The organism is Enterococcus sp. R12 (assembly GCF_058135755.1).
On record NZ_CM176874.1, the window covers coordinates 1,300,891 to 1,321,052 of the forward strand.

A 20,162-nucleotide genomic window follows, 5' to 3' on the forward strand; every position below is an offset into this window, starting at 1 on the left:
CGTTTCGTAAAGAAAGGGTTAGAAATGGTATGGAAAGCAGAAGGAGGGAAAAACGCTTTTACAAATGGACGATCGCTCAGTTGATTTTCTTGTTGACCAGCATCAGTTTCGTCAATTTGTATCTTTTAACAACGACCAAAGAAGCCGAGGCGGCAGTGAACGTATTGGATGTGGAAATTTTAAGCAATTTAACGAGTGTCAATACAAGTGGTACTTCAGCAAGTGCTCCTTGGCCAGGCAGTGTGACAAATCGACCAGTGACTTTTTCGATCAAAGGGAACGGGGGCTTGAACGCTTCTGTCAATGTCAACGGTGAGGATAAATTTGCTTTGTTGGCGATCCCCACAGAGTTGAGAAATCGCATCAGTGCCAATGGATCAGCAGCTATCAAAACGTCGACCACAGTCAATATTGCCAATGTCCCGCTTTTGAATGCGATCTTAACAGCGCTTGATTCCTTGACCAGCTCCTTAAATCTCAATCTCGGGATCGTGCAAATCGATTTAACAGCTGTCAATCAGCAAATTTCCTTGCTAAAAACCGTTGGTAATTTAGGAAATGTAGAAATAAGCAGTCCGTTGCAGTTCACCACCCAAAGAGAAGCGTTGTATGCCAATATGAGTTCGAACCTCGGTGTCATTTTAGGAACCAATGTCCCGCAAATTTTACGGAATTTAAGCACGGCGATTCAAAATACCCAGATCCGAGTGATCGGCATCGATATTGGGGGCGTTGTTCGTGCATTGCTGCAAGGATTGCTGAATACCTTGCTTAGCACCGTGACGTCAGCGTTGAACAATTTGGCAACCGTCCAAGAACAAATGGCGGATGCAGCCGTTTTAGGAGCAACGGATGTTCAAATTCCGACGCTACTTTCGGGTCCAGGACAGTTGTCCGCAAATTGGACCGCCAATTTTTCGGCTTCTGTGTTGAAGGCAAAGCCGACGGACATCAATCTCTTGAACTTTAGTGCGCTAAATATCAGCAGTCGCCAAACTATGATTTATTTCATGGTCGAAGCACTGACGATGGATCGGACGAATCTGCCGACTCAGCTGAATTTTGGCCGACATGCCATTCAAACGAAAAAGAGTGAGACATGGCGGGCAACCGCCAACGGCGACCAAAGCGCAGCAGCTACAACTGGGATTTTACGGATCAATGATACCCGCAATCGTCAGAAAAAATGGCAAGTCAAGGTCAGACAATCCACCAATTGGGTCAATGGCACGCGAACATTGCCAGCTGCCGAATTAAGGGTTCAGCTTGGAACTGTCAATTCGACATTTACAGACGGTCGAGTGGTTTTACCTGATAATGCAACGATTGCTCTGCAGCAAAATGTCGAAAAAAATGTGGTGACGTTGGAAAATGCGGCATCGACTGGTGGACTGACTGTTAATTTTTCCCAGTTCAATTTATTTGTACCTGAGAAAACACCGAAATTTCAAGGTCAGTATCGCGCCACAGTCGTATGGACCGTTTCCGATACACCTTGAAAAGGAAGAGCAGAATGAAAAAAAATTCCCTTGTGCTGCTTCTGATTTTGATGATCGGCAGTTTCTCCAGTATCGTTCCATCAGCAGTAGCCAATACGACGACCGGCAACATTGAGTTTTATGAAGGACCAACGGAAACAGCTAGCAGTGATTCCATTGATGAAGAAATTGAACCACCAACCAGTGAAGAAACGGTCACTAACGCAGAAGAACCGCTGCCACAGCTTGCAGAAACCAATCACTTTTGGTTGCCCGTAATAGGCGGATTCTTCACTAGTCTGACATTGATCATTTGCATCAAAAAAAGGAGGATGGCAAAATGATTTCAAAGAAATCGATAATAGGCGCATTGGGGGTATTGACTGCACTTAGCATTGGTGCGACAGTGCAAGCAGATGACACGACTGGTGTCGTAGAATATACCTCTGGGGGCATCGTGTTTGACCCGGATAAAGGCGGGAGTGATCCCAATACGCAGCTACCAACGAATTTAGATTTTGGTGCCCATGAAATCCAAACAGAAAATGCCGAAACGTGGGTGGCTACTACGGATGGAACTGGACTACCTGGGGATGGGTCAACGCTGCAAAGAGGGGCAGTTGCGGTCAGCGATAACCGAGGACAGGCGAACTCTTCTTGGGCGATCAAAGTACGGCAAGCAACCCAATTTACGGCAGGAGACAGCACGTTGGACGGTGCGGTATTAACGGTAGATACGGGGACGTTGACCAATAACTTGAGTTCGCCGCCAACAGGAACCAGTGATATTGCCAATGGCGAGCTTGATTTTGCGGCGATCAACAATGAGTATGCGTTCTTGACCGCCAATGCTGGCGAAGGGATCGGTGAAACGTCGATGCCTTTAGAACAATTTACCCTTTCGATCCCAGCCAATACGGAAAAACAATCAGCAACCTACCAAACGACCCTCGTTTGGACGATCAGCAGTGCGCCGACGACCCCATAGGGCAGTAGTCATTGCGTAACAGTTAGCAGAAAAAAAGCAGCTTGCCTGAGCGGCTGCTTTTTATGCTAGCTGATTTTTCTTTCCTATTTTGTGTAGAAAGGATCTGACAGGATGCATCAGAAGAAAGTTCGAGGCAAAGGATTTCAGTATTGGGTAGTAAGTATTCTAACGGTCTTATTTTTCATTGGTACGAGCATTACGGGGGCAGCAGATTCGCTTGATACCTTCGATGTTCAAATCAAATTGCCAGAATCACAGCGGGACAAAGAGTTGATGTACTATGATTTGTTGCTGGAGCCCAAGGCAGAAGAAAAACTAGCGGTCATGGTTTCCAATAAAAGCGAGCAACCAATCAATCTACAGCTATCCTTTAATCGAGCGGTCACGAACATGACGGGCATCGTTGAGTACTCTGGGGCAAATGAGGAAGCAACGCCTTCTGCTCCGTACGCGATCGAAGAACTCGTCACCTTAAGTGATGAAACCCTCTCATTAGCCCCTAATGAGCAAAAAGAAATCACCTTGACAGTCCAGATGCCATCTGAATCCTTTGATGGGATTTTGGCAGGGGGACTATACGTCCAGCAAACCGGCAGTGAAGAATTTCAAGGAAATGTCCAAAACCTACTAGCCAGAGAAGTGGCGGTGTTGCTCCGTAACAAAGAGACCGACATCCCACCAGCGGTCCGGATTGAGAAAGCCCATCTGGAAGAAATCAATCGCCGCAATGTCATCATCGTAGCGGTGGAAAATACAGCGGCAAATTATCTTAGTAAGGCCACGCTTGCTTACGAAGTGTTTCATGATGGGCAAGCAACAGCGATCAAAGGGGAAAAAGAGATCCAATTAGCGCCCAATGCATTAATGAATTACGCACTGCCATTAGATGGAAACGAACTGCAATCAGGAGAGTATGAAATAAAAACGACCCTCAAAGCAGCTGATCAACAATGGCAAGGAGAACCGACCTTCCAAGTTGAAAGTCAAGAAGCGCAAGAAAGAAACAAGCAAGATGTCAGTATTGAAGAAACCGCTTCGCCGATCCTTCTCTATTTATCGATTGGTGGTGTTTTATGTCTGATCATCGCCTATTTGATTTGGCATAATCGAAAACTAAAACGAGCATTAAAAAAAACAGATGATAAAACCCCATGAGCACTTGTAAGAAATTCCTTATTAATATAGAAGGAAAAAAAGAAAACAAGTAAAATTCATGGGATGCATGTAAATCAGAAGCATAATAAAAGCAGCAAACAGGCCATTTATTGTTCGAAATAAATGGTTTTTTGTCGTGTCCAAGAAGATTCGATATGGTAAATTAAGTAGAAAATTTTTTTGATTGCATCTTGCAGCAGCTAACGATCACTTTTATTTTGATGGAAAATCTTCAGAGGAAACAGTTGATTACCCATGACCGGACTGCCCCTAGAGAAGGGTAGCTTTTTTTTGCGAAAAAATGAAGAATAAATAACGATTAATATTTTATTCGAACAAAGGTTATTTTTTTGGAAATCATTAGAAAGGCTGGTAAGTAGTCGATAAGCTTTGGAATAGCTAACGAGTTAAACTAATTAAAAAAACATAAGTTATTATTGTTGTTTGCGCTTTCTGACTTATAAATGTGTTAAGAAAGCAGTACGTCGGGGTCTCCTTTACTATAATAGGTTTAGACCAATTATAAAGTCTTTTCTTACTTTGTTTTTAATTTAAACTACCTTTTTTGCATAAACGTTTCGTTAATCCGTTTGAAAGTGCAAGCAGGCATTTTTAATTAAGAATACAATTAGAAATGATGTGAAAAGGAGAATTAAGATGTCTGCAAATTTGAGCAATTTCGCTGTTTATATAGTAGATGACAACTTTTTTAATGGAAATGTGATGAAAAAAATGATCACTGAAAGTCATGTTCCTTATTCTATGGTGGAGATCATTTCACCGGACGAACTAGCTTCTTTTCTTGACGGATACCTAACAGATGTGAACGATCTCTTCTTATTTTCCATTGAAATGATGGGATTTGATCGAAGCTTTCAATTAGCAGGGCGATTGAGGGAGCAGTGCAAAAAGTGTCAAATTGCTTTTTATGGTGCCTATGCGTCCAAAATCGAAATCAAGAAACTGAATCTTATCTGTCCTTTAGGAATCATCGATACAGAAGAAAAGGAGGTGGCAATGCAGCTAAGAAATTTATTAACGGAAGCGATCGAAGTCAAACGATCACTACTCGGAAAAAAGCACTTATTAAAAATCGTCAGTAAACGAGAGTTGATGGTGGTTGATGCAGAAGCAATCAACTATATTACAACGATCAAAGGAGAGCGAAACCGAATCGTATTCCATCAAAAAAAATCAGTTGAGTGCCTTGAAACTTCGTTAAAGGTCGTCAAACAGCTAGATTTGCCCGAGTATTATAAAGTATTCAAATCGTACATTATTAATGCGCGACAAATCAAAATTATTGATCGAACAAACAATGTTCTTTGCTTTTTTAATGGGGAAGAATTAGAAGTCGGGAAAAAAATTCGTAAGGCAATTAGTTAAAACTACATATATTTAGTGGAGGAAAAAAATGAAAAAGAGAAATAAACGAATTCGTCATGGCATTGTTGTTACCGCTTTAGGTCTGTCCCAAGTGATCACTCCGGTCATGGCGCTTGCGGAAACCACGGCACAGGAACAAACCATTCGTACTTTAGATAACTCAAATCATCTGCTGGAATCAACCAGCGGCGTTGCCAATGAAACAAACACAAGCGACGCGCAAACAACTGAGACTACTCAAACGGATCGTTCTTCAGAAGAAAGCGGCGAAGCAACCTCAAAGACGGATGCAGCAACAACGAGTCAAAGTGAAACGCCTGCTACAACTTCTTCAACGCATACAGCAGATACTACAGATTCGACGCAAACAAGTTCTTCAGAAATTGAATCGAAAGAGGCAAAAGAAACCGAAAAGAGTGCTCGTGTCAGCACCCGCATCAATGGACAAGAGCTTTTAGAAAAAGGCACATTACTGACGATTGCTGGTGAGGAGTTCAGTCAAACGGAAGAAACACGAATCTTAAACAATAGTCCAGTGAAACTGAAATTGGATTTTGAAATCAATGACAAAGATTATTTCGCTGGCACCACTGCTGTTTTTGACTTGCCGCAAGGCCTTGGCTTTAGTGATGTGCAAGGAACAAATGAAGCAATCAATGCTTCGTGGGCAGTAGATAGTGCCGCCCATCAATTAACGATCACCTTTAACCAATCCGTTCACGATGCCTCGTTTTCGATCGAGTTGACTAGTTATCTTTATTCAGAAGACAAGCCTCAGCTCACCATTGAGATCGGCGATCAAAACCAGACAAGCTACGCCATTGATTTGTATGAAGAAGTTGACCCGATTCAATATGTGTCAGAAAAAAATGTCTTTGGGATGGAAGGAATGGTCTACTACAACGTTGATCGGATGTTGTCTGGGACAGAGACCCTCTCATTACGATTGGTTGATACACCGGGTGCTTCCTTCAAAAAGATTGAAACGCAACCGTTAAAAGTCTTCAGCTATGAAGTGGATATCAAAGGAAAGATCAAGCCAGAAACACAAACAGCCTTAGTCGAAGGGGCAGACTACACAATTACCTCAAATAGTCTCTACAATACTGCTGTTGAAATCAAACAGATGGACAAACAAAAGGCTTATGGTGTTTCTTATCAATTCACCATGAGTTTGACCGAGCTGACGGATTATACGCCTTCTTTTTCAAAAGGATATCCAACGACCGGATTTGGTTCGGTACAGCTAAAACAAACAACTGCCCAAAACAGAGGGTTTTCCTTTATCGCAAAAACCAGCAAAGATGAAAAAGAAGTCGATTCTAGGTATTATATGGGGGTTGCTTCTGCCAATTTTATGAATGGCCTTTTTAAAGGAAACTACTATGTATCAATTCATCAAATGCCGACGGAGATGAAAGCAGGTCAACAAATCATTCTTTCGAGTCAAAACGGACAGCCGATCACGGCGAAACAGTTGACAGCAAGAGACGTTTATTATCAAAATGTAAATTTTGCTGATTATTTTTCCGTCGAAAATAATGGGGACAAACTGATTGTGACCGCTACAAAAGACAGCAATCTCGCTCTTGGTTCCACGGAAATAACCGTACCCTTCAATCAGAAAGATATCATTCTCACTGTCTCGACACCATTGATCACCAATCAAGAATTCAAAATCGTTGAAGACAACTATGTCGAACCAATCAGTGTGCTTAACCCCAATAACGCTGAAACGGCTTGGGGAAATTACGATCAAAATGGTGCCTACATGAGTGATACCTCTATCAACATCGAAGGCAGTAGCTCACAACCTATTGAGAATTTACAGCTCTTTATTGAACATCCAGAGTATCTTTCTTTTAGAAAGCTGCCAAAGGTCAGCTTTTATTACTCATTAGGAAAAGATTATACGATTGAAGAAGTAGCAGGAGGAACGATGGTCACTTTTTCGTCGCCCATTACCTATTCCGTTCAATTTGATATTGGCTTCAATTACGTGCCGGACAGTTTAGCACCGTCCCAGTCTATTCCTAAAGAAACAATTCCCATCACGGCTTCCGCAACCGGACTTGATACGGTTCACACCTCCGTCTATACCGGTAGGAAACTGTATTCTGAACGCACGCTCCAAAGCAGTAAGAATCAGTTTTTAGTCAACGCGCGTCAAGATACCATCAGTGATTTGACCGTTGAAACTCACGTACCGAAAAATACCGATGTCGTGTTTTCGATCATCGATGTTTCCAATGAACAAGTCAGTGGCATTTATCCACAGTATTGGGATCGTGGCTATTATGATAACCAAGCCATGAAGGAAAGCGATCCGAATTATCCAACGATCACCCATGATGAAGAAACCAACTATTATACCTTTGATTTTGGGACGACCAATCGGCGCTACATTATTGCTTATCAATACGCCAATGGATGGCAGGAAATGAGTACGATTTATGTACCTGGTTATGCAAAAGAACCGTTATCTAATAATCAGCAAGGCACAGCCACAGTTTCAGTATCCAATACGGCGACAGATATTATTGGTATTACGCAAAATACCGTCAATAATACGAAAAACATGACGCAGGTCAAGGTCACAACAAAAAATATCGATGATGGCTCGAAAAAGGTAGCCAATCCAACGATTCTTCTTAAATCATTGGGAAATACCAATGGTGAAATCGATCTAGGTTCAATCAATGTTTCGAATGTGCCAGATGACAGCTACGAAGTCAAAGAAGTTGATGGGGACGTACAGCTTGTCTTTTCAAACTATGTTCTAACGAAAAATATCGAAATCAGTTACAACGTACTTTCACAAAACGCCGGCCAAATCTCAGCTTCAGCAACGATCGTTTCTGATACGATTGATACCTTGTCGGAAGCCAAACGGACGGCTACTTCGACGGTGACTAACCTGCAATTTTCGGCAGGTGACTCAAACGGGATCATTTACAAAACTAGTGCGTCACTTGATGTTTATAATACCGAAGAACCAACTCAGAAAATTGCAGGCGTTACATTGATGCTTTGGAATCAGTTGACTGGGGATGTCATTTCTGTCGTAACAGATGAGAAGGGGGAGTATCAATTAGTTGATATTTATACGGGGACCTATACGCTTTATGTTTCCTCCGTCCCAGAAGGCTACGTTGTGCCGCAGGAGCTTCAGCTTGGTAAAGAAATCCAAGTGAATCGGACAGGCAATCATCTTTCTGTCGGTATCACACCAGAAGAAGATTTATCAACGATCGACGCCAAGAATAGCACGATCTACGTGGGAGATGAATGGCATGCTGAAGACAACTTTGTTTCAGCGACAGACAAACACGGCAATGCGTTGACCTTCTCGGAAATCACAGTCAATGGCGAGGTCGACACGACAAACGTTGGCACCTATGAGGTCAAATACATCAACGGCAGTGTTAGCCAAACAGCGACGATCACCGTGGTTGCCAACCAAGAAACAGTAGCAGCCAAAGACAGCACGTTATATGTGGGCGATGCATGGACAGCAGCTGATAATTTTCTATCGGCAACGGATAAAGACGGCAACGCAGTGACAATCGCAGAAGTGACCATCAACGGCGAAGTTGATACGGACACACCAGGAGAATACCAAGTCATTTATCGCAATGGCAAAGCCGAAGTGACAGCGAAGATTACCGTGTTAGCTGATCAAACATCAGTCAAAGTAAAAGATAGCACCTTATACGTCGGGGACGACTGGCATGCGGTGGATAACTTTGTTTCGGCAACGGACAAAACAGGAGTGAATGTACCATTTTCAGGAGTGACCGTTAGTGGAACCGTGGATACTTCCAAAGAAGGTCAATATCCAGTGGTTTATCAAAACGGCAATCAAAAAGCAACAGCGAAGATTACCGTGGTTGCCAATCAAGAAACAGTCGTTGCCAAGGATAGTACACTTTATGTTGGAGATTCATGGGAGCTTGCGGATAATTTTGTTTCAGCAACAGATAAGAAAGGACAACCGTTAAGCTTGGCAGAGCTCACCACCAGTGGTGACGTGGATACGAAAGTACCAGGAGAATACCAAGTAACCTATCGCAATGGCAAAGCCGAAGCAACAGCCACGATCACCGTGTTGGCTGATCAAACATCAGTCAAAGTAAAAGATAGCACCTTATACGTCGGGGACGACTGGCATGCGGTGGATAACTTTGTTTCGGCAACGGACAAATCAGGAGCGAATGTCCCATTTTCAAATGTGACCGTTAGTGGAGCCGTTGATACTTCCAAAGAAGGTCAATATCCAGTGGTTTATCAAAACGGCAATCAAAAAGCAACAGCGACGATCACCGTGGTTGCCAATCAAGAAACAGTCGTTGCGAAGGATAGTACACTTTATGTTGGAGATGCGTGGGAACTTGCGGATAATTTTGTTTCAGCAACGGATAAGAAGGGACAACCGTTAAGCTTGGCAAAAGTCACCACCAGTGGTGAAGTGGATACGAAAGTACCAGGAGAATACCAAGTAACCTATCGCAATGGCAAAGCCGAAGCAACAGCGACGATCACCGTATTGGCTGATCAAACGAGTGTCAAAGCCAAAGACAGTACTCTGTACGTCGGCGACGATTGGGAGGCTGCCGACAACTTTGTCTCAGCCACAGACAAAACGGGAGCAAACCTGCCATTTTCAGGAGTAACCGTTAGTGGCTCAGTCGACACCTCCAAAGCAGGCGAGTACCCAGTGGTTTACCAAAATGGTCATGTCAAAGCAACGGCGACGATTACAGTCGTTGCGAACCAAGAAACCGTAGTCGCTAAAGATAGTACGATTTATGAAGGCGATGACTGGCAAGCCGCCGACAACTATGTGTCGGCAACAGACAAAGACGGCAACGCAGTAAAACTGACTGATATCACAACAGTAGGCACGGTCGATAGCGCCACACCAGGGAAATATGAAGTGATTTATCGCAATGGCAAAGCCGAGGCGAAAGCGACGATCACCGTATTGGCAGATCAAACGAGTGTCAAAGCCAAAGACAGTACTCTGTATGTCGGCGACGATTGGGAAGCTGCCGACAACTTTGTCTCAGCCACAGACAAAACGGGAGCAACGGTTGAATTATCAGGAGTAATCGTTACTGGTACCGTCGATACCAATCAAGAAGGCACATACGATGTCACTTATACGAATGGAAAAGTCAGCGCCACAGCGACAATCACTGTGGTTGCTCACGAAGAAACGGTCGTAGCAAAAGATAGTACAATCTATGAAGGAGAGAAATGGCAAGCCGTCGATAATTTTGTCTCGGCATCAGATAAAAGCGGACAAGCAGTCGATTATGATCAAGTATTGATTAGCGGTACAGTCAATACTGATGTGCCTGGAAAATACCAAGTCATTTATCGAAATGGCAAAGCCGAAGCAACTGCCACGATCACCGTGTTGGCAGATCAAACGTCTGTGACTGTGAAAGATAGCGTGATTTATGTCGGTGACAACTGGACAGCAGCCGACAATTTTGTCTCCGCTACAGATCGTGACGGTAAGTCACTCGCATTGGAGCAACTACTGGTGGACGGTTCGGTGGATACGAAGAAAACGGGCACCTATCAAGTCACTTATTCAATCGTCACTGATGAAGCAGCAACTCCTAACTTTTTCGCACGTTTATTTGGTACTCGCTCACAAGAAGCAGTCACCGCCACAGCGACGATCAAAGTCGTTGAAAAAGCAGAAGAACCAGAGGAGGACGATCAGCAGCCAGAGAAAGATGATTCTGACAAAGGGCAACAAAAACCAACGGATGAAGGGCAGACTGACAAACAAACCAAAGCGACCGCAAAGGACAAACGGGTGCTACCAAAGACTGGTACAGCCATCACTCAAGGCTATTCGATTGCAGGAGTGAGCCTTGTTGCTCTAGCGGGGATCGTCTTCTTTCGTAAGAAACACACGAACAAAAGCAGAAAAACGAAATAAGTCGCAATGACTCTAGCAGCGGATATCGTGAAGAATATCCGCTGTTTTTTTAATACCTGCTGTATTGCGGTTTTCTTATCCGATAAGCAGCCGTATAAAGAAGATATAAAGATGCTAGCAGAAGATTTACACTATTTTTATTTCTTTTTGCGTATGCTTACGTCATGAAGGAGTGAAGAATATGAATCTTGTTTTAGGAATAATCGGAGTGATCGTAATGATCTATCTCTTTTGGTACTTGTTTGAGGGGGGAGAACGATGAGTAGCTATTTTGTGCAAGGCTTTTTATTTTTACTGATCTTACTAGCAGCAGCGGTTCCTTTGGGCTGGTATATCAAAGAAATCATGCAAGGAAAAACACCGCGGTTTGTCCGCTTTATTCAACCCATTGAACGGTTGACCTATCGAGTGATTGGTTCGGTCAGCAAAAAAGAAATGACCGCCAAAACCTATCTATTCTCAGTCTTGGCCGTCAGTGTCTTTTCCATCATCGGCTTGACCGGATTATTGATGGTCCAGCATTGGTTACCGCAAGGGGCAGCCGTTGAGAATATGTCCTTTGACTTAGCATTGAACACCGCCGTCAGTTTTGTGACGAACACGAACTGGCAAGCTTACGCTGGGGAAGAAGCACTGACCAATCTTTCCCAAGCATTAGGATTAACGGTGCAAAATTTCTTATCAGCGGCAGTAGGACTAGCCGTACTGTGTGCCTTGATTCGTGGGCTGCAGCAAAAACAAAAACGTACGGTAGGGAATTTTTGGCAAGACATCACCCGTTCCTTGCTCTATATCCTTTTGCCACTTTCATTGATGTTAGCGATCTTACTCCTGTCTCAAGGCGTTGTCCAAACGTTGAGCAGCGGCGTGGAAGTCAATGGATTTGAGGGGGAATCCTTTTGGATGGCGCTCGGACCAGTAGCGAGTCAAATCGCCATCAAGCAATTAGGGACCAACGGCGGCGGTTTCTTTGGCGCCAACGCTGCTCATCCATTTGAAAACCCAACGATGTTCAGTAATTTTTTAGAAAACTTAGCGATCTTGTTGCTGCCAGCTGCTTTGATTTTTGCCTTTGGCTTTTGGATCAAAGAGTGGAAACAAGGACGTACGATCTTGATCACCGCAACCGTCTTTTTGATCCTGGCTTTTATTGGTGTAGTGATCAGTGAAGCTTATGGACCGCAATTCAGTCAAGTGCTTGGGAATGCCAATCTAGAAGGCAAAGAAGTACGCTTCGGTGTCGGTTGGTCGAGTCTCTGGGCAGTGAGTACCACCGCCGCTTCCAGTGGATCAGTCAATGCCATGCTGGATAGTTTCACACCACTCGGGGGTGCGATCCCAATGTTCTTGATGCAGCTGGGGGAAATCATCTTTGGCGGTGTCGGTAGCGGACTTTATGGCATGATCGCTTTTCTATTATTGACGGTCTTTATCGCTGGTTTACTCGTGGGACGAACACCAGAATATATCGGCAAAAAAATCGAAGCTTTTGACATTAAAATGACGAGTATCGTTATTTTGACGCCATTGCTACTGACGCTTTTCGGGGCTATGTTGATGACTTTGCATCCTGACATCATGAGCTGGCTAACCAACCAAGGCGCCCATGGCTTTAGCGAACTGTTGTATGCAGCAACTTCCTTCAGCAACAACAACGGGAGTGCCTTTGGCGGCTTGACCGCAGATACTGTTTTCCTAAATAGTTTGGGTAGTATCTTGATGTTCATTTCACGTTTCGTTCCCATCGCAGCTATTTTGTATCTGGCAGAAAACATGGGGGCCAAAAAGAAAACCGTTCGTAATGAAGGAACCTTGTCAACCACGAGTCCAGTCTTTGTCACGATGCTGATCATTGTGATCATCGTGATCGGTGCACTGAGCTTTTTACCAGCGATGGCTTTAGGCCCAATCGCAGACTTCTTTACAACGAAATAGGAGAGAGAAAAAATGAAAAAAATCTATCAATGGGCGATCGGCGAATCCTTTAAGAAATTGGATCCTCGCCAACAAATCAAAAACCCCGTAATGTTTGTGGTTTACTTAGGGGCGATCTTGACAACGATTCTATGTTTTCAAGAACAAACGGTCCCGTTGTGGTTTAGCATCAGTGTGACCATCTTCTTATGGTTGACCTTGTTGTTTGCCAATTTTGCCGAAGCAGTGGCAGAAGGGCGCGGCAAAGCACAAGCGGATAGTTTGAAGCAAGCCAAAAAAGAAATCATGACCTACAAAGTCATGTCCCTGGAAGATGTCGCCAAAGAGGCTTTTATCGAAGTCCGTTCCTCCGATTTGAAAAAAGGCGACTTGGTGTACGTTCCATCTGGCGAACAAATCCCTGCCGATGGGGATGTCGTGGAAGGTGCTGCTTCGGTGGACGAAAGTGCCATCACAGGAGAATCAGCACCTGTCATTCGTGAGTCTGGTGGCGACCGCAGTGCAGTCACGGGAGGAACGTTAGTCGTTTCCGATTACTTGGTCATCAAAGTGACCGCTGAAAATGGCCATTCCTTTTTGGATAAGATGATTGCGATGGTGGAAGGGACACAACGGAAAAAAACACCCAATGAGATTGGCTTGCAGCTGTTCTTAGTGACACTGACCATCATCTTCTTGGCAGTTTCCATCACATTGATTCCTTTTACCGATTTTAGCAGTCAGTTATCTGGTCGGGGAACGGCGATTTCCAGTGTGATCGTGATCGCTTTATTGATTTGTCTTGCCCCGACTACGATCGGCGCCTTGATTTCCTCGATTGGGATCGCTGGAATGAGTCGTTTGACCAAAGAAAACGTCATCGCCATGAGTGGACGCGCGATTGAAGCAGCAGGAGATGTGGATGTTTTGCTGCTGGATAAAACAGGAACCATTACTCTGGGAAACCGCCGTGCCAGTGAGTTCTTGCCAGTACCAGGGGTCACCGCCAAAGAGTTGGCAGATGCAGCGCAGTTGGCATCCTTTGCCGATGAAACGGCGGAAGGCCGCAGTATCGTGATTTTAGCCAAAGAAGCCTTCAATATTCGTGAGCGGGAGTTTCAGCAAGCCGATGTTCATTGGATCGATTTTAGTGCCAAAACACGGATGTCTGGGATCGACTATCGTGGTGATGAGATCCGTAAAGGAGCTGCGGATACGATCAAGCAATATGTGACGGCAAAAGGGCATACCTATCCCACTGTGTGTGACGAGATCGTAGAAAAAGTCGCTAAGGCTGGTGGAACTCCATTGGTCGTAGTGAAAAATGGCCAAGTACTCGGAGTCGTTTATTTAAAAGACATCGTGAAAAACGGGGTTAAAGAAAAATTTGCCGACATGCGCAAGATGGGTATCAAAACGATCATGATCACTGGGGACAACCCTTTGACGGCAGCTGCTATTGCCGCCGAAGCGGGCGTCGATGATTTCTTAGCCGAAGCAACACCAGAAAACAAAATGAACCTGATTCGCGAATATCAGGAAAAAGGGCATTTGGTGGCGATGACGGGGGATGGAACCAACGATGCCCCCGCACTCGCCCAAGCCGATGTGGCAATGGCGATGAACACTGGTACGCAAGCAGCCAAAGAAGCGGGCAATATGATTGATCTTGATTCCAGCCCTACCAAATTACTGCAAGTAGTCCAAATTGGTAAACAGCTGCTGATGACCCGTGGGGCTTTGACGACCTTTAGTATCGCAAATGATATCGCCAAATATTTCGCAGTGATCCCTGTTCTGTTTTATGCGATTTATCCAGAACTCGCGGCGCTGAATATCATGAATCTTGGTAGTCCCTTAACTGCGATTTTGTCCGCAGTCATCTACAATGCAGTTGTGATCATCGCCTTGATTCCTTTGGCGTTAAAAGGGGTCAAATACCAAGAAAAACCAGCCAGCCAAATGCTGCGGCACAATCTGGTCGTCTACGGCCTAGGCGGCATCATCGCACCATTCATTTGCATCAAGCTAGTAGATTTGCTTTTATCAGCTGTTCTGCTATAAGAAAAATCCATCAGAGTCAAGGAGTCATTTAGGAGGAAAACATGATGAAGAACACCCTCTTTGCCAGTATCAAATTTTTACTAGTTAGTACCGTGCTATTTGGCGGTCTCTATACATTGTTGGTCACTGGTGTCGGACAAGTCTTTTTTGCCCATCAAGCCAACGGCAGTCAAATCGTGGAAGACGGAGCGGTCAAAGGATCTGAGCTAATTGCGCAACCTTTTGACCAAGCAGGTTACTTCCAAGGGCGTGATCAAACCGTTTCACAATTGTCGCCCTATGATACGACCCAAAAAAAGACTGTAGCTGAGCGGACAGCGACGTTGCTGGCAGAAAACCCAACCCAAACCAGTGTGCCGATCGATCTCGTGACCGCTTCGGGTAGTGGCGTCGATCCTGATATCAGTGTCGAAGCGGCACTTTTTCAACTGCCACGAATCGCTGACACAAGAGGCATCGATGAACAAATAATTCATGATATAATAAACAGGAATAAAGTAGCTGATTTGTTCTCCACGAGAGAATACGTCAATATCATGACCTTGAATCAGCAGCTCGATCAAATACCCGAGGAATAGGGGGAAGCATCTATGAGTGAAAACAACCAGCAGACGATTCCAGAAGAGATGCTGCTGCAAGCAGGCTTTGGACCTAAACGTGGCAAACTACGGGTGTTTTTCGGTTTTGCTGCCGGTGTCGGAAAAACCTATACGATGTTAACCGAAGCCCATGAGTGTTTGCTCATGGGCAAAAATGTGGTGATCGGCTATATCGAACCCCACAAACGTCCCGATACCAACCGATTGCTTGAAGGGTTACCACAAGTACCATTAAAGCAATACCAGCACAAGCAATTGACCCTTTATGAGCCAGATATCGATCGACTGATCCAACTAAAACCAGATATCGTCTTGATCGATGAGTTAGCACATACCAATCCTATTGGTGCGCGAAACAAAAAACGTTACCAAGATGTCGATGAACTATTGAATGCAGGAATCACCGTCTACACAACCATCAATGTCCAGCATATCGAAAGTCTGAATGATATCGTGGAAAAGGTCACGGAAGTGGAAGTCAGAGAAACGGTGCCTGACACCTTTTTCCAACACGCCAGTTTGCGGGTAGTGGATGTTGAACCAGACGAACTGATCGATCGATTGGAACAAGGAAAAATCTATGCTGATGAAAATGCCAAACGAGCGCTAAAAAACTTTTTTACGCCAGAAAAACTTGATCACTTACGTGGATTAGCGATCCAAAAAGCTTCCAATCATATCAATCAAATGAACGGCGGTCGAAAACGAGTCCAAAGCAAGCTTTTGACCATCATTGATGATCGCTTGCCGAAAATGGCAGAGAAATGCATTCGTTGGACCGCCCGCTTAGCCCAAGGAGTGGGTGCCGAATGGACGGTCATCCAAGTTCGATCGTTAGATGATACACCTACCGAAGTGCCATTGGCAGAGCGTTTGGGTGCAGAAGTCATCAACATCGAAGCGGATGACAGTTTTGAAACCATCGTAGAGTATGCCAAAATGACGGGTGCCAGTGACATTATCATGGGGAAACAGGTTTCTCAAAAGTGGTTCCAAAAATTGTTTGTCGAGGATTTAGAAGACCGCTTGATTCGGCGACTTGATGACATTGAGATCCATTTGATTCCTTTTAAAGAAAAAATGCAGCGACCACGGCTGACATTTTCGCAATTATTTGAAGGCGGCGGTCGAGATTTCACCTTGACCTTTGGGCTAATCATGCTTGCTACCTTAGTGACAGAAGGCATGCAGTACCTGCATTTCGGCGAGCAGAACTTGATGCTGGTTTACATCTTTTTTGTTCTCTTAGTGGCCCGTTACACGAGTGGCTATCTATGGAGTGCCATGGCATCGATCATTAGTGTCCTTTCTTACAACTGGTTCTTTGTCGAACCCTTGTATTCCTTGACGGTCTATAAAGCAGGCTATCCAATCACATTAGTGATCATGCTGATCGTTGCCTTGATGATCAGTAACTTGATGGTTCGATTGAAGACCCAAGCAGAAAATGCCAAGGAAAAAGAGCATCAAATGGAGATATTGTATGAACTGAACAAACAATACATGGAAACGCGGAATGAGCAAGAAATCTATGAAAGTACGACCACCTATTTGGCACGCTTACTCCAGCGAGAAGTGGCGTTATATGACAGAGAAGGCCATTTAAGAAGTCTGCATTCTTCAAGAGAAACACTGTCTCAACTGACTGGCAAGGATGAGAAAGCCGTCGCTTTTTGGGTCGTAAAAAATCAAAAAGAAGCTGGTCGCGGCACAGATACTCTGATTGGTGCCAATGGGTTCTACTTGCCGATCGTTTTAAACGGCAAACCACTAGGCGCCCTTGGGGTAGAACGCAACGAGGAGCATCAGTTGGCCAATAGTCAATTGAATTACTTGCGCCTTGTGATCACCCAAATCGCGACCGTGTTGGAACAAGTCTCATTAGCGAGTGAGAAAGAACAGATCCAATTAGAAAACGAACGGGAAAAAGTCCGCAGCAATCTACTACGTGCGGTCTCTCATGACTTGCGGACCCCTTTGACGACGATTTCTGGCATTGCCGAAACATTGAGTGAAACCGAAGGCGTGATCAAAAAGGAAACGAAACAAAAGCTGCTAGGAGACATCCAAAGTGAATCCCAGTGGTTGATCCGCATGGTCGAAAACTTATTGTCGGTGACCCGTATCAACTTGACCAATATGGCGGTCAAGCGCAGTGAAGAACCAATCGAAGAAATTATCGAAGCGGTTTTGACACACCTAAAAAAAGTCTATCCGCAACAAAAAATCATCGTGAAGATGCCTGATCAGCTGATTTTTGTCCAAGTCGATCCCATCTTGATCGAACAAGCCTTGTTTAACATGATTGAAAATGGGGTTCGCCATGGAACCGCCGATACACCGATTTTCTTGCGAGTTTCTCAAGAGCAAGATGTGGTCATTGAAATCGAAAACCAAGGGGAGATCCCCTTAGGACAATACCAAAAAATCCAAGCGAATTTGACCAATGACACCGAAGTGCCGGTGGATTCAAAAAATGGATTAGGCATCGGACTGAGTATCGTCAAAACCATCATCCATGCCCATGAAGGCAAATTGGCGATCGAAACGAAAGCAGGCAGTACGATCTTTCGTATTTATTTGAAGCAGTAAGGAGGGAGAACATGCAGCGACATTTTTTATTGATTGAAGATGATTCGAATATCGTTGATTTTATGGAGGTCGTCTTGCAAAGAGAGCATTACAACTTTACGTCAGTCGGCACTGGCATGGAGGCATTGATGCTCTTGCAGGAAGAAACCATCGACTTCATCTTGCTGGATCTGGGCTTACCGGACATTGACGGCATGGAGCTGTTGAAAATCATTCGTAAGCGCATGAACACACCGATCATCGTGATCTCTGCTCGCAAAGATGAACAAGACAAAGTGCAAGCATTAGACCTCGGTGCCGATGATTATGTAACGAAGCCCTTCAGTACCAATGAATTATTTGCCCGTATCCGCACGGCATTGCGGCACAAGGAGACAGCTGCCTTTAGCAGCAGCCCGATTCTCGTAAACAAGGAGTTAACGATCGATTTTGAGAAAAAAATCCTGTACAAGAATCAAAAGGAGATCCATTTGACCAAAAACGAATACCGCATCATGGCAGTTATGTTCAAGAATTTAGGCAAAGTCGTCACTTACGATACCCTGACTAGCGAAGTCTGGGGACCTTTTGCAGCGGATGCACAAACCTTGCGAGTCAATATCTCAAACATTCGTAAAAAAATCGAAACCAATACGCTGCAGCCAGAATATTTGATCACTGAAATCGGCGTCGGGTATCGCTTGCGGGAGTATCCAGCAGAATAGCGGTCGTCATTGGAAATAAGGAGGAAAAACGTGCAGCGGTTCTTGGGTCGCTGCTCGTTTCTATTTTTTGTTAATTGCGAAGAGACGTTGAACTGATTGCTTCTCCGTAGATGATTTGAAACTGTGGGTAAACAAGTAGGTTGGTTGTTAACTAAAATTTCTTTTCATTCTGATCATTTTGTGTTTATATCATAGTATAAAGTAAAAAAGGAGAGTATTATGGCAGGAATTAGAGACGTCGCAAAACGAGCGGGTGTATCGATCGCAACTGTATCGAGGGTGCTCAATGAAGATCCTACGTTATCTGTCACGCAAGAAACAAAAAATAAGATCAACGAAGCCGTGGAATATTTTCACTATAGTAAGAAGAAAGTACCTGTGAAAAAGGCAATCAATATTGCAGTGGTATCCACTGTTTCGGAAGAAGCTGAATTAGAAGATCCCTATTTTCGGGCGATTCGTCGTGGCATTCAAGCACAAGCAGAACAAAATAAGTTTCGCATAAAAAAAACGTATTATATGTCTGAACGCCCCGTTGCCATTGAGGAGCTAAGGGAGTATCAGGGAATCCTTGTCATTGGTCAAGTCTTGCCAACTTTTTTAGCAAAGATCGCAGCAGTCAATCCTCATATCGTCGTGATCGATGATCCTTCTTTGTCTTCAGAATGGGATGCGGTATATACGGATTTCTCTATAGCAGCAACCGAGCACTTAGAGCGTTTGTATAAAAAAGGGCATCGAAATATCGCTTTTATTGGGGGATATCGGGTACGTTTGGATGCATCCAGTGAGAAACATCAATCGCCAGATGATATGCGGATGAACACTTATGTGTATTGGATGAAAGAAAAAGGATTGGAAGAATACATCAATGTTTACCTAGAAGGTTGGAACACATTAGACGGTATCAAAGCCACTGAGCAATTGCTTGAACAATACAAAGAGAGCCTTCCTTCAGCTATTATGGTCGCCAATGACTCGATTGCAGTTGGTACATATCGCTCCTTGCAAAAACGTGGGTATCGGATACCAGAAGATATTTCAGTAGTCAGTTTCAACAATATCGAAGTTGCAGAATTTTTGACCCCATCTTTAAGTACCGTTGCCATCGATATGGAAGAACTGGGAAAAATTGCTTTACGGATGGTAGAAGAGCGGATCAAAGGCATTCGTCAAGTACCTGTTAAAATCATGGTGGCCAGTAAGATGATCGTCAGAGAAAGTGAAAAAGAAAGAGATTAATGTTCAAGGTAAACACCTTAATGTGTTTACCTTTTTATTTTAGTTAAAAAGTATTGACAAATTTATTAGTAAACAGTATAT

The 20,162-nt window shown here is 44.1% G+C and carries 12 protein-coding genes; all 12 read left to right on the forward strand.

Annotated elements, in window-relative coordinates; genetic code table 11:
* The first annotated feature begins 29 nt into the window (after positions 1-29).
* On the forward strand, positions 30-1,499 hold the full coding sequence (locus ACTW1R_RS05995; protein WP_375806304.1) for an adhesive domain-containing protein: 1,470 nt from the start codon (positions 30-32) through the stop codon (positions 1,497-1,499).
* Between the two features lie 14 nt (positions 1,500-1,513).
* Positions 1,514-1,822 carry an EF2685/EF0750 family sortase-dependent surface protein gene (locus ACTW1R_RS06000; protein ID WP_375806306.1) on the forward strand — a complete coding sequence of 103 codons (309 nt, stop codon included), beginning with the start codon at positions 1,514-1,516 and terminating at the stop codon, positions 1,820-1,822.
* Positions 1,819-2,466 carry a WxL domain-containing protein gene (locus tag ACTW1R_RS06005; RefSeq protein WP_005225652.1) on the forward strand — a complete coding sequence of 216 codons (648 nt, stop codon included), beginning with the start codon at positions 1,819-1,821 and terminating at the stop codon, positions 2,464-2,466. The genes ACTW1R_RS06000 and ACTW1R_RS06005 overlap by 4 nt, the downstream gene beginning before the upstream one ends.
* 111 nt (positions 2,467-2,577) lie before the next feature.
* Positions 2,578-3,621: a WxLIP family cell surface protein gene (locus ACTW1R_RS06010; protein ID WP_375806307.1), complete on the forward strand. Its 1,044-nt coding sequence runs from the start codon at positions 2,578-2,580 to the stop codon at positions 3,619-3,621.
* Between the two features lie 657 nt (positions 3,622-4,278).
* Positions 4,279-5,007, forward strand: a complete 729-nt coding sequence (locus ACTW1R_RS06015; protein ID WP_375806308.1) for a LytTR family transcriptional regulator DNA-binding domain-containing protein — start codon at positions 4,279-4,281, stop codon at positions 5,005-5,007.
* A gap of 28 nt (positions 5,008-5,035) precedes the next feature.
* The gene (locus ACTW1R_RS06020) at positions 5,036-10,966 is read left to right on the forward strand and encodes a bacterial Ig-like domain-containing protein (RefSeq protein ID WP_489927522.1); all 5,931 of its coding nucleotides are present in this window, start codon (positions 5,036-5,038) and stop codon (positions 10,964-10,966) included.
* A 258-nt stretch (positions 10,967-11,224) separates the two neighbouring features.
* Complete coding sequence (gene kdpA / locus ACTW1R_RS06025) at positions 11,225-12,901, forward strand: potassium-transporting ATPase subunit KdpA (protein WP_270290500.1); 1,677 nt, start codon at positions 11,225-11,227, stop codon at positions 12,899-12,901.
* A gap of 12 nt (positions 12,902-12,913) precedes the next feature.
* Positions 12,914-14,944, forward strand: a complete 2,031-nt coding sequence (gene kdpB, locus ACTW1R_RS06030) for a potassium-transporting ATPase subunit KdpB (RefSeq protein WP_325836273.1) — start codon at positions 12,914-12,916, stop codon at positions 14,942-14,944.
* A gap of 41 nt (positions 14,945-14,985) precedes the next feature.
* The gene (locus ACTW1R_RS06035) at positions 14,986-15,522 is read left to right on the forward strand and encodes a potassium-transporting ATPase subunit C (protein WP_156236891.1); all 537 of its coding nucleotides are present in this window, start codon (positions 14,986-14,988) and stop codon (positions 15,520-15,522) included.
* 12 nt (positions 15,523-15,534) lie between these two features.
* The gene (locus ACTW1R_RS06040) at positions 15,535-18,135 is read left to right on the forward strand and encodes a DUF4118 domain-containing protein (RefSeq protein WP_375806314.1); all 2,601 of its coding nucleotides are present in this window, start codon (positions 15,535-15,537) and stop codon (positions 18,133-18,135) included.
* An 11-nt stretch (positions 18,136-18,146) separates the two neighbouring features.
* The gene (locus tag ACTW1R_RS06045) at positions 18,147-18,839 is read left to right on the forward strand and encodes a response regulator transcription factor (protein WP_167822390.1); all 693 of its coding nucleotides are present in this window, start codon (positions 18,147-18,149) and stop codon (positions 18,837-18,839) included.
* 219 nt (positions 18,840-19,058) lie between these two features.
* Entirely contained in the window at positions 19,059-20,081 is a 1,023-nt protein-coding gene (locus tag ACTW1R_RS06050; protein WP_489927523.1) for a LacI family DNA-binding transcriptional regulator, read from the forward strand.
* Positions 20,082-20,162 lie beyond the last annotated feature (81 nt).

Coding starts and splice junctions, on each gene's coding strand:
- kdpB (WP_325836273.1), top strand. CDS start 12,914: ATGAAAAAAATCTATCAATGGGCGATCGGCGAATCCTTTAAGAAATTG.
- ACTW1R_RS06040 (WP_375806314.1), top strand. CDS start 15,535: ATGAGTGAAAACAACCAGCAGACGATTCCAGAAGAGATGCTGCTGCAA.
- ACTW1R_RS06020 (WP_489927522.1), top strand. CDS start 5,036: ATGAAAAAGAGAAATAAACGAATTCGTCATGGCATTGTTGTTACCGCT.
- kdpA (WP_270290500.1), top strand. CDS start 11,225: ATGAGTAGCTATTTTGTGCAAGGCTTTTTATTTTTACTGATCTTACTA.
- ACTW1R_RS06050 (WP_489927523.1), top strand. CDS start 19,059: ATGGCAGGAATTAGAGACGTCGCAAAACGAGCGGGTGTATCGATCGCA.
- ACTW1R_RS06035 (WP_156236891.1), top strand. CDS start 14,986: ATGATGAAGAACACCCTCTTTGCCAGTATCAAATTTTTACTAGTTAGT.
- ACTW1R_RS06000 (WP_375806306.1), top strand. CDS start 1,514: ATGAAAAAAAATTCCCTTGTGCTGCTTCTGATTTTGATGATCGGCAGT.
- ACTW1R_RS06010 (WP_375806307.1), top strand. CDS start 2,578: ATGCATCAGAAGAAAGTTCGAGGCAAAGGATTTCAGTATTGGGTAGTA.
- ACTW1R_RS05995 (WP_375806304.1), top strand. CDS start 30: ATGGAAAGCAGAAGGAGGGAAAAACGCTTTTACAAATGGACGATCGCT.
- ACTW1R_RS06005 (WP_005225652.1), top strand. CDS start 1,819: ATGATTTCAAAGAAATCGATAATAGGCGCATTGGGGGTATTGACTGCA.
- ACTW1R_RS06015 (WP_375806308.1), top strand. CDS start 4,279: ATGTCTGCAAATTTGAGCAATTTCGCTGTTTATATAGTAGATGACAAC.
- ACTW1R_RS06045 (WP_167822390.1), top strand. CDS start 18,147: ATGCAGCGACATTTTTTATTGATTGAAGATGATTCGAATATCGTTGAT.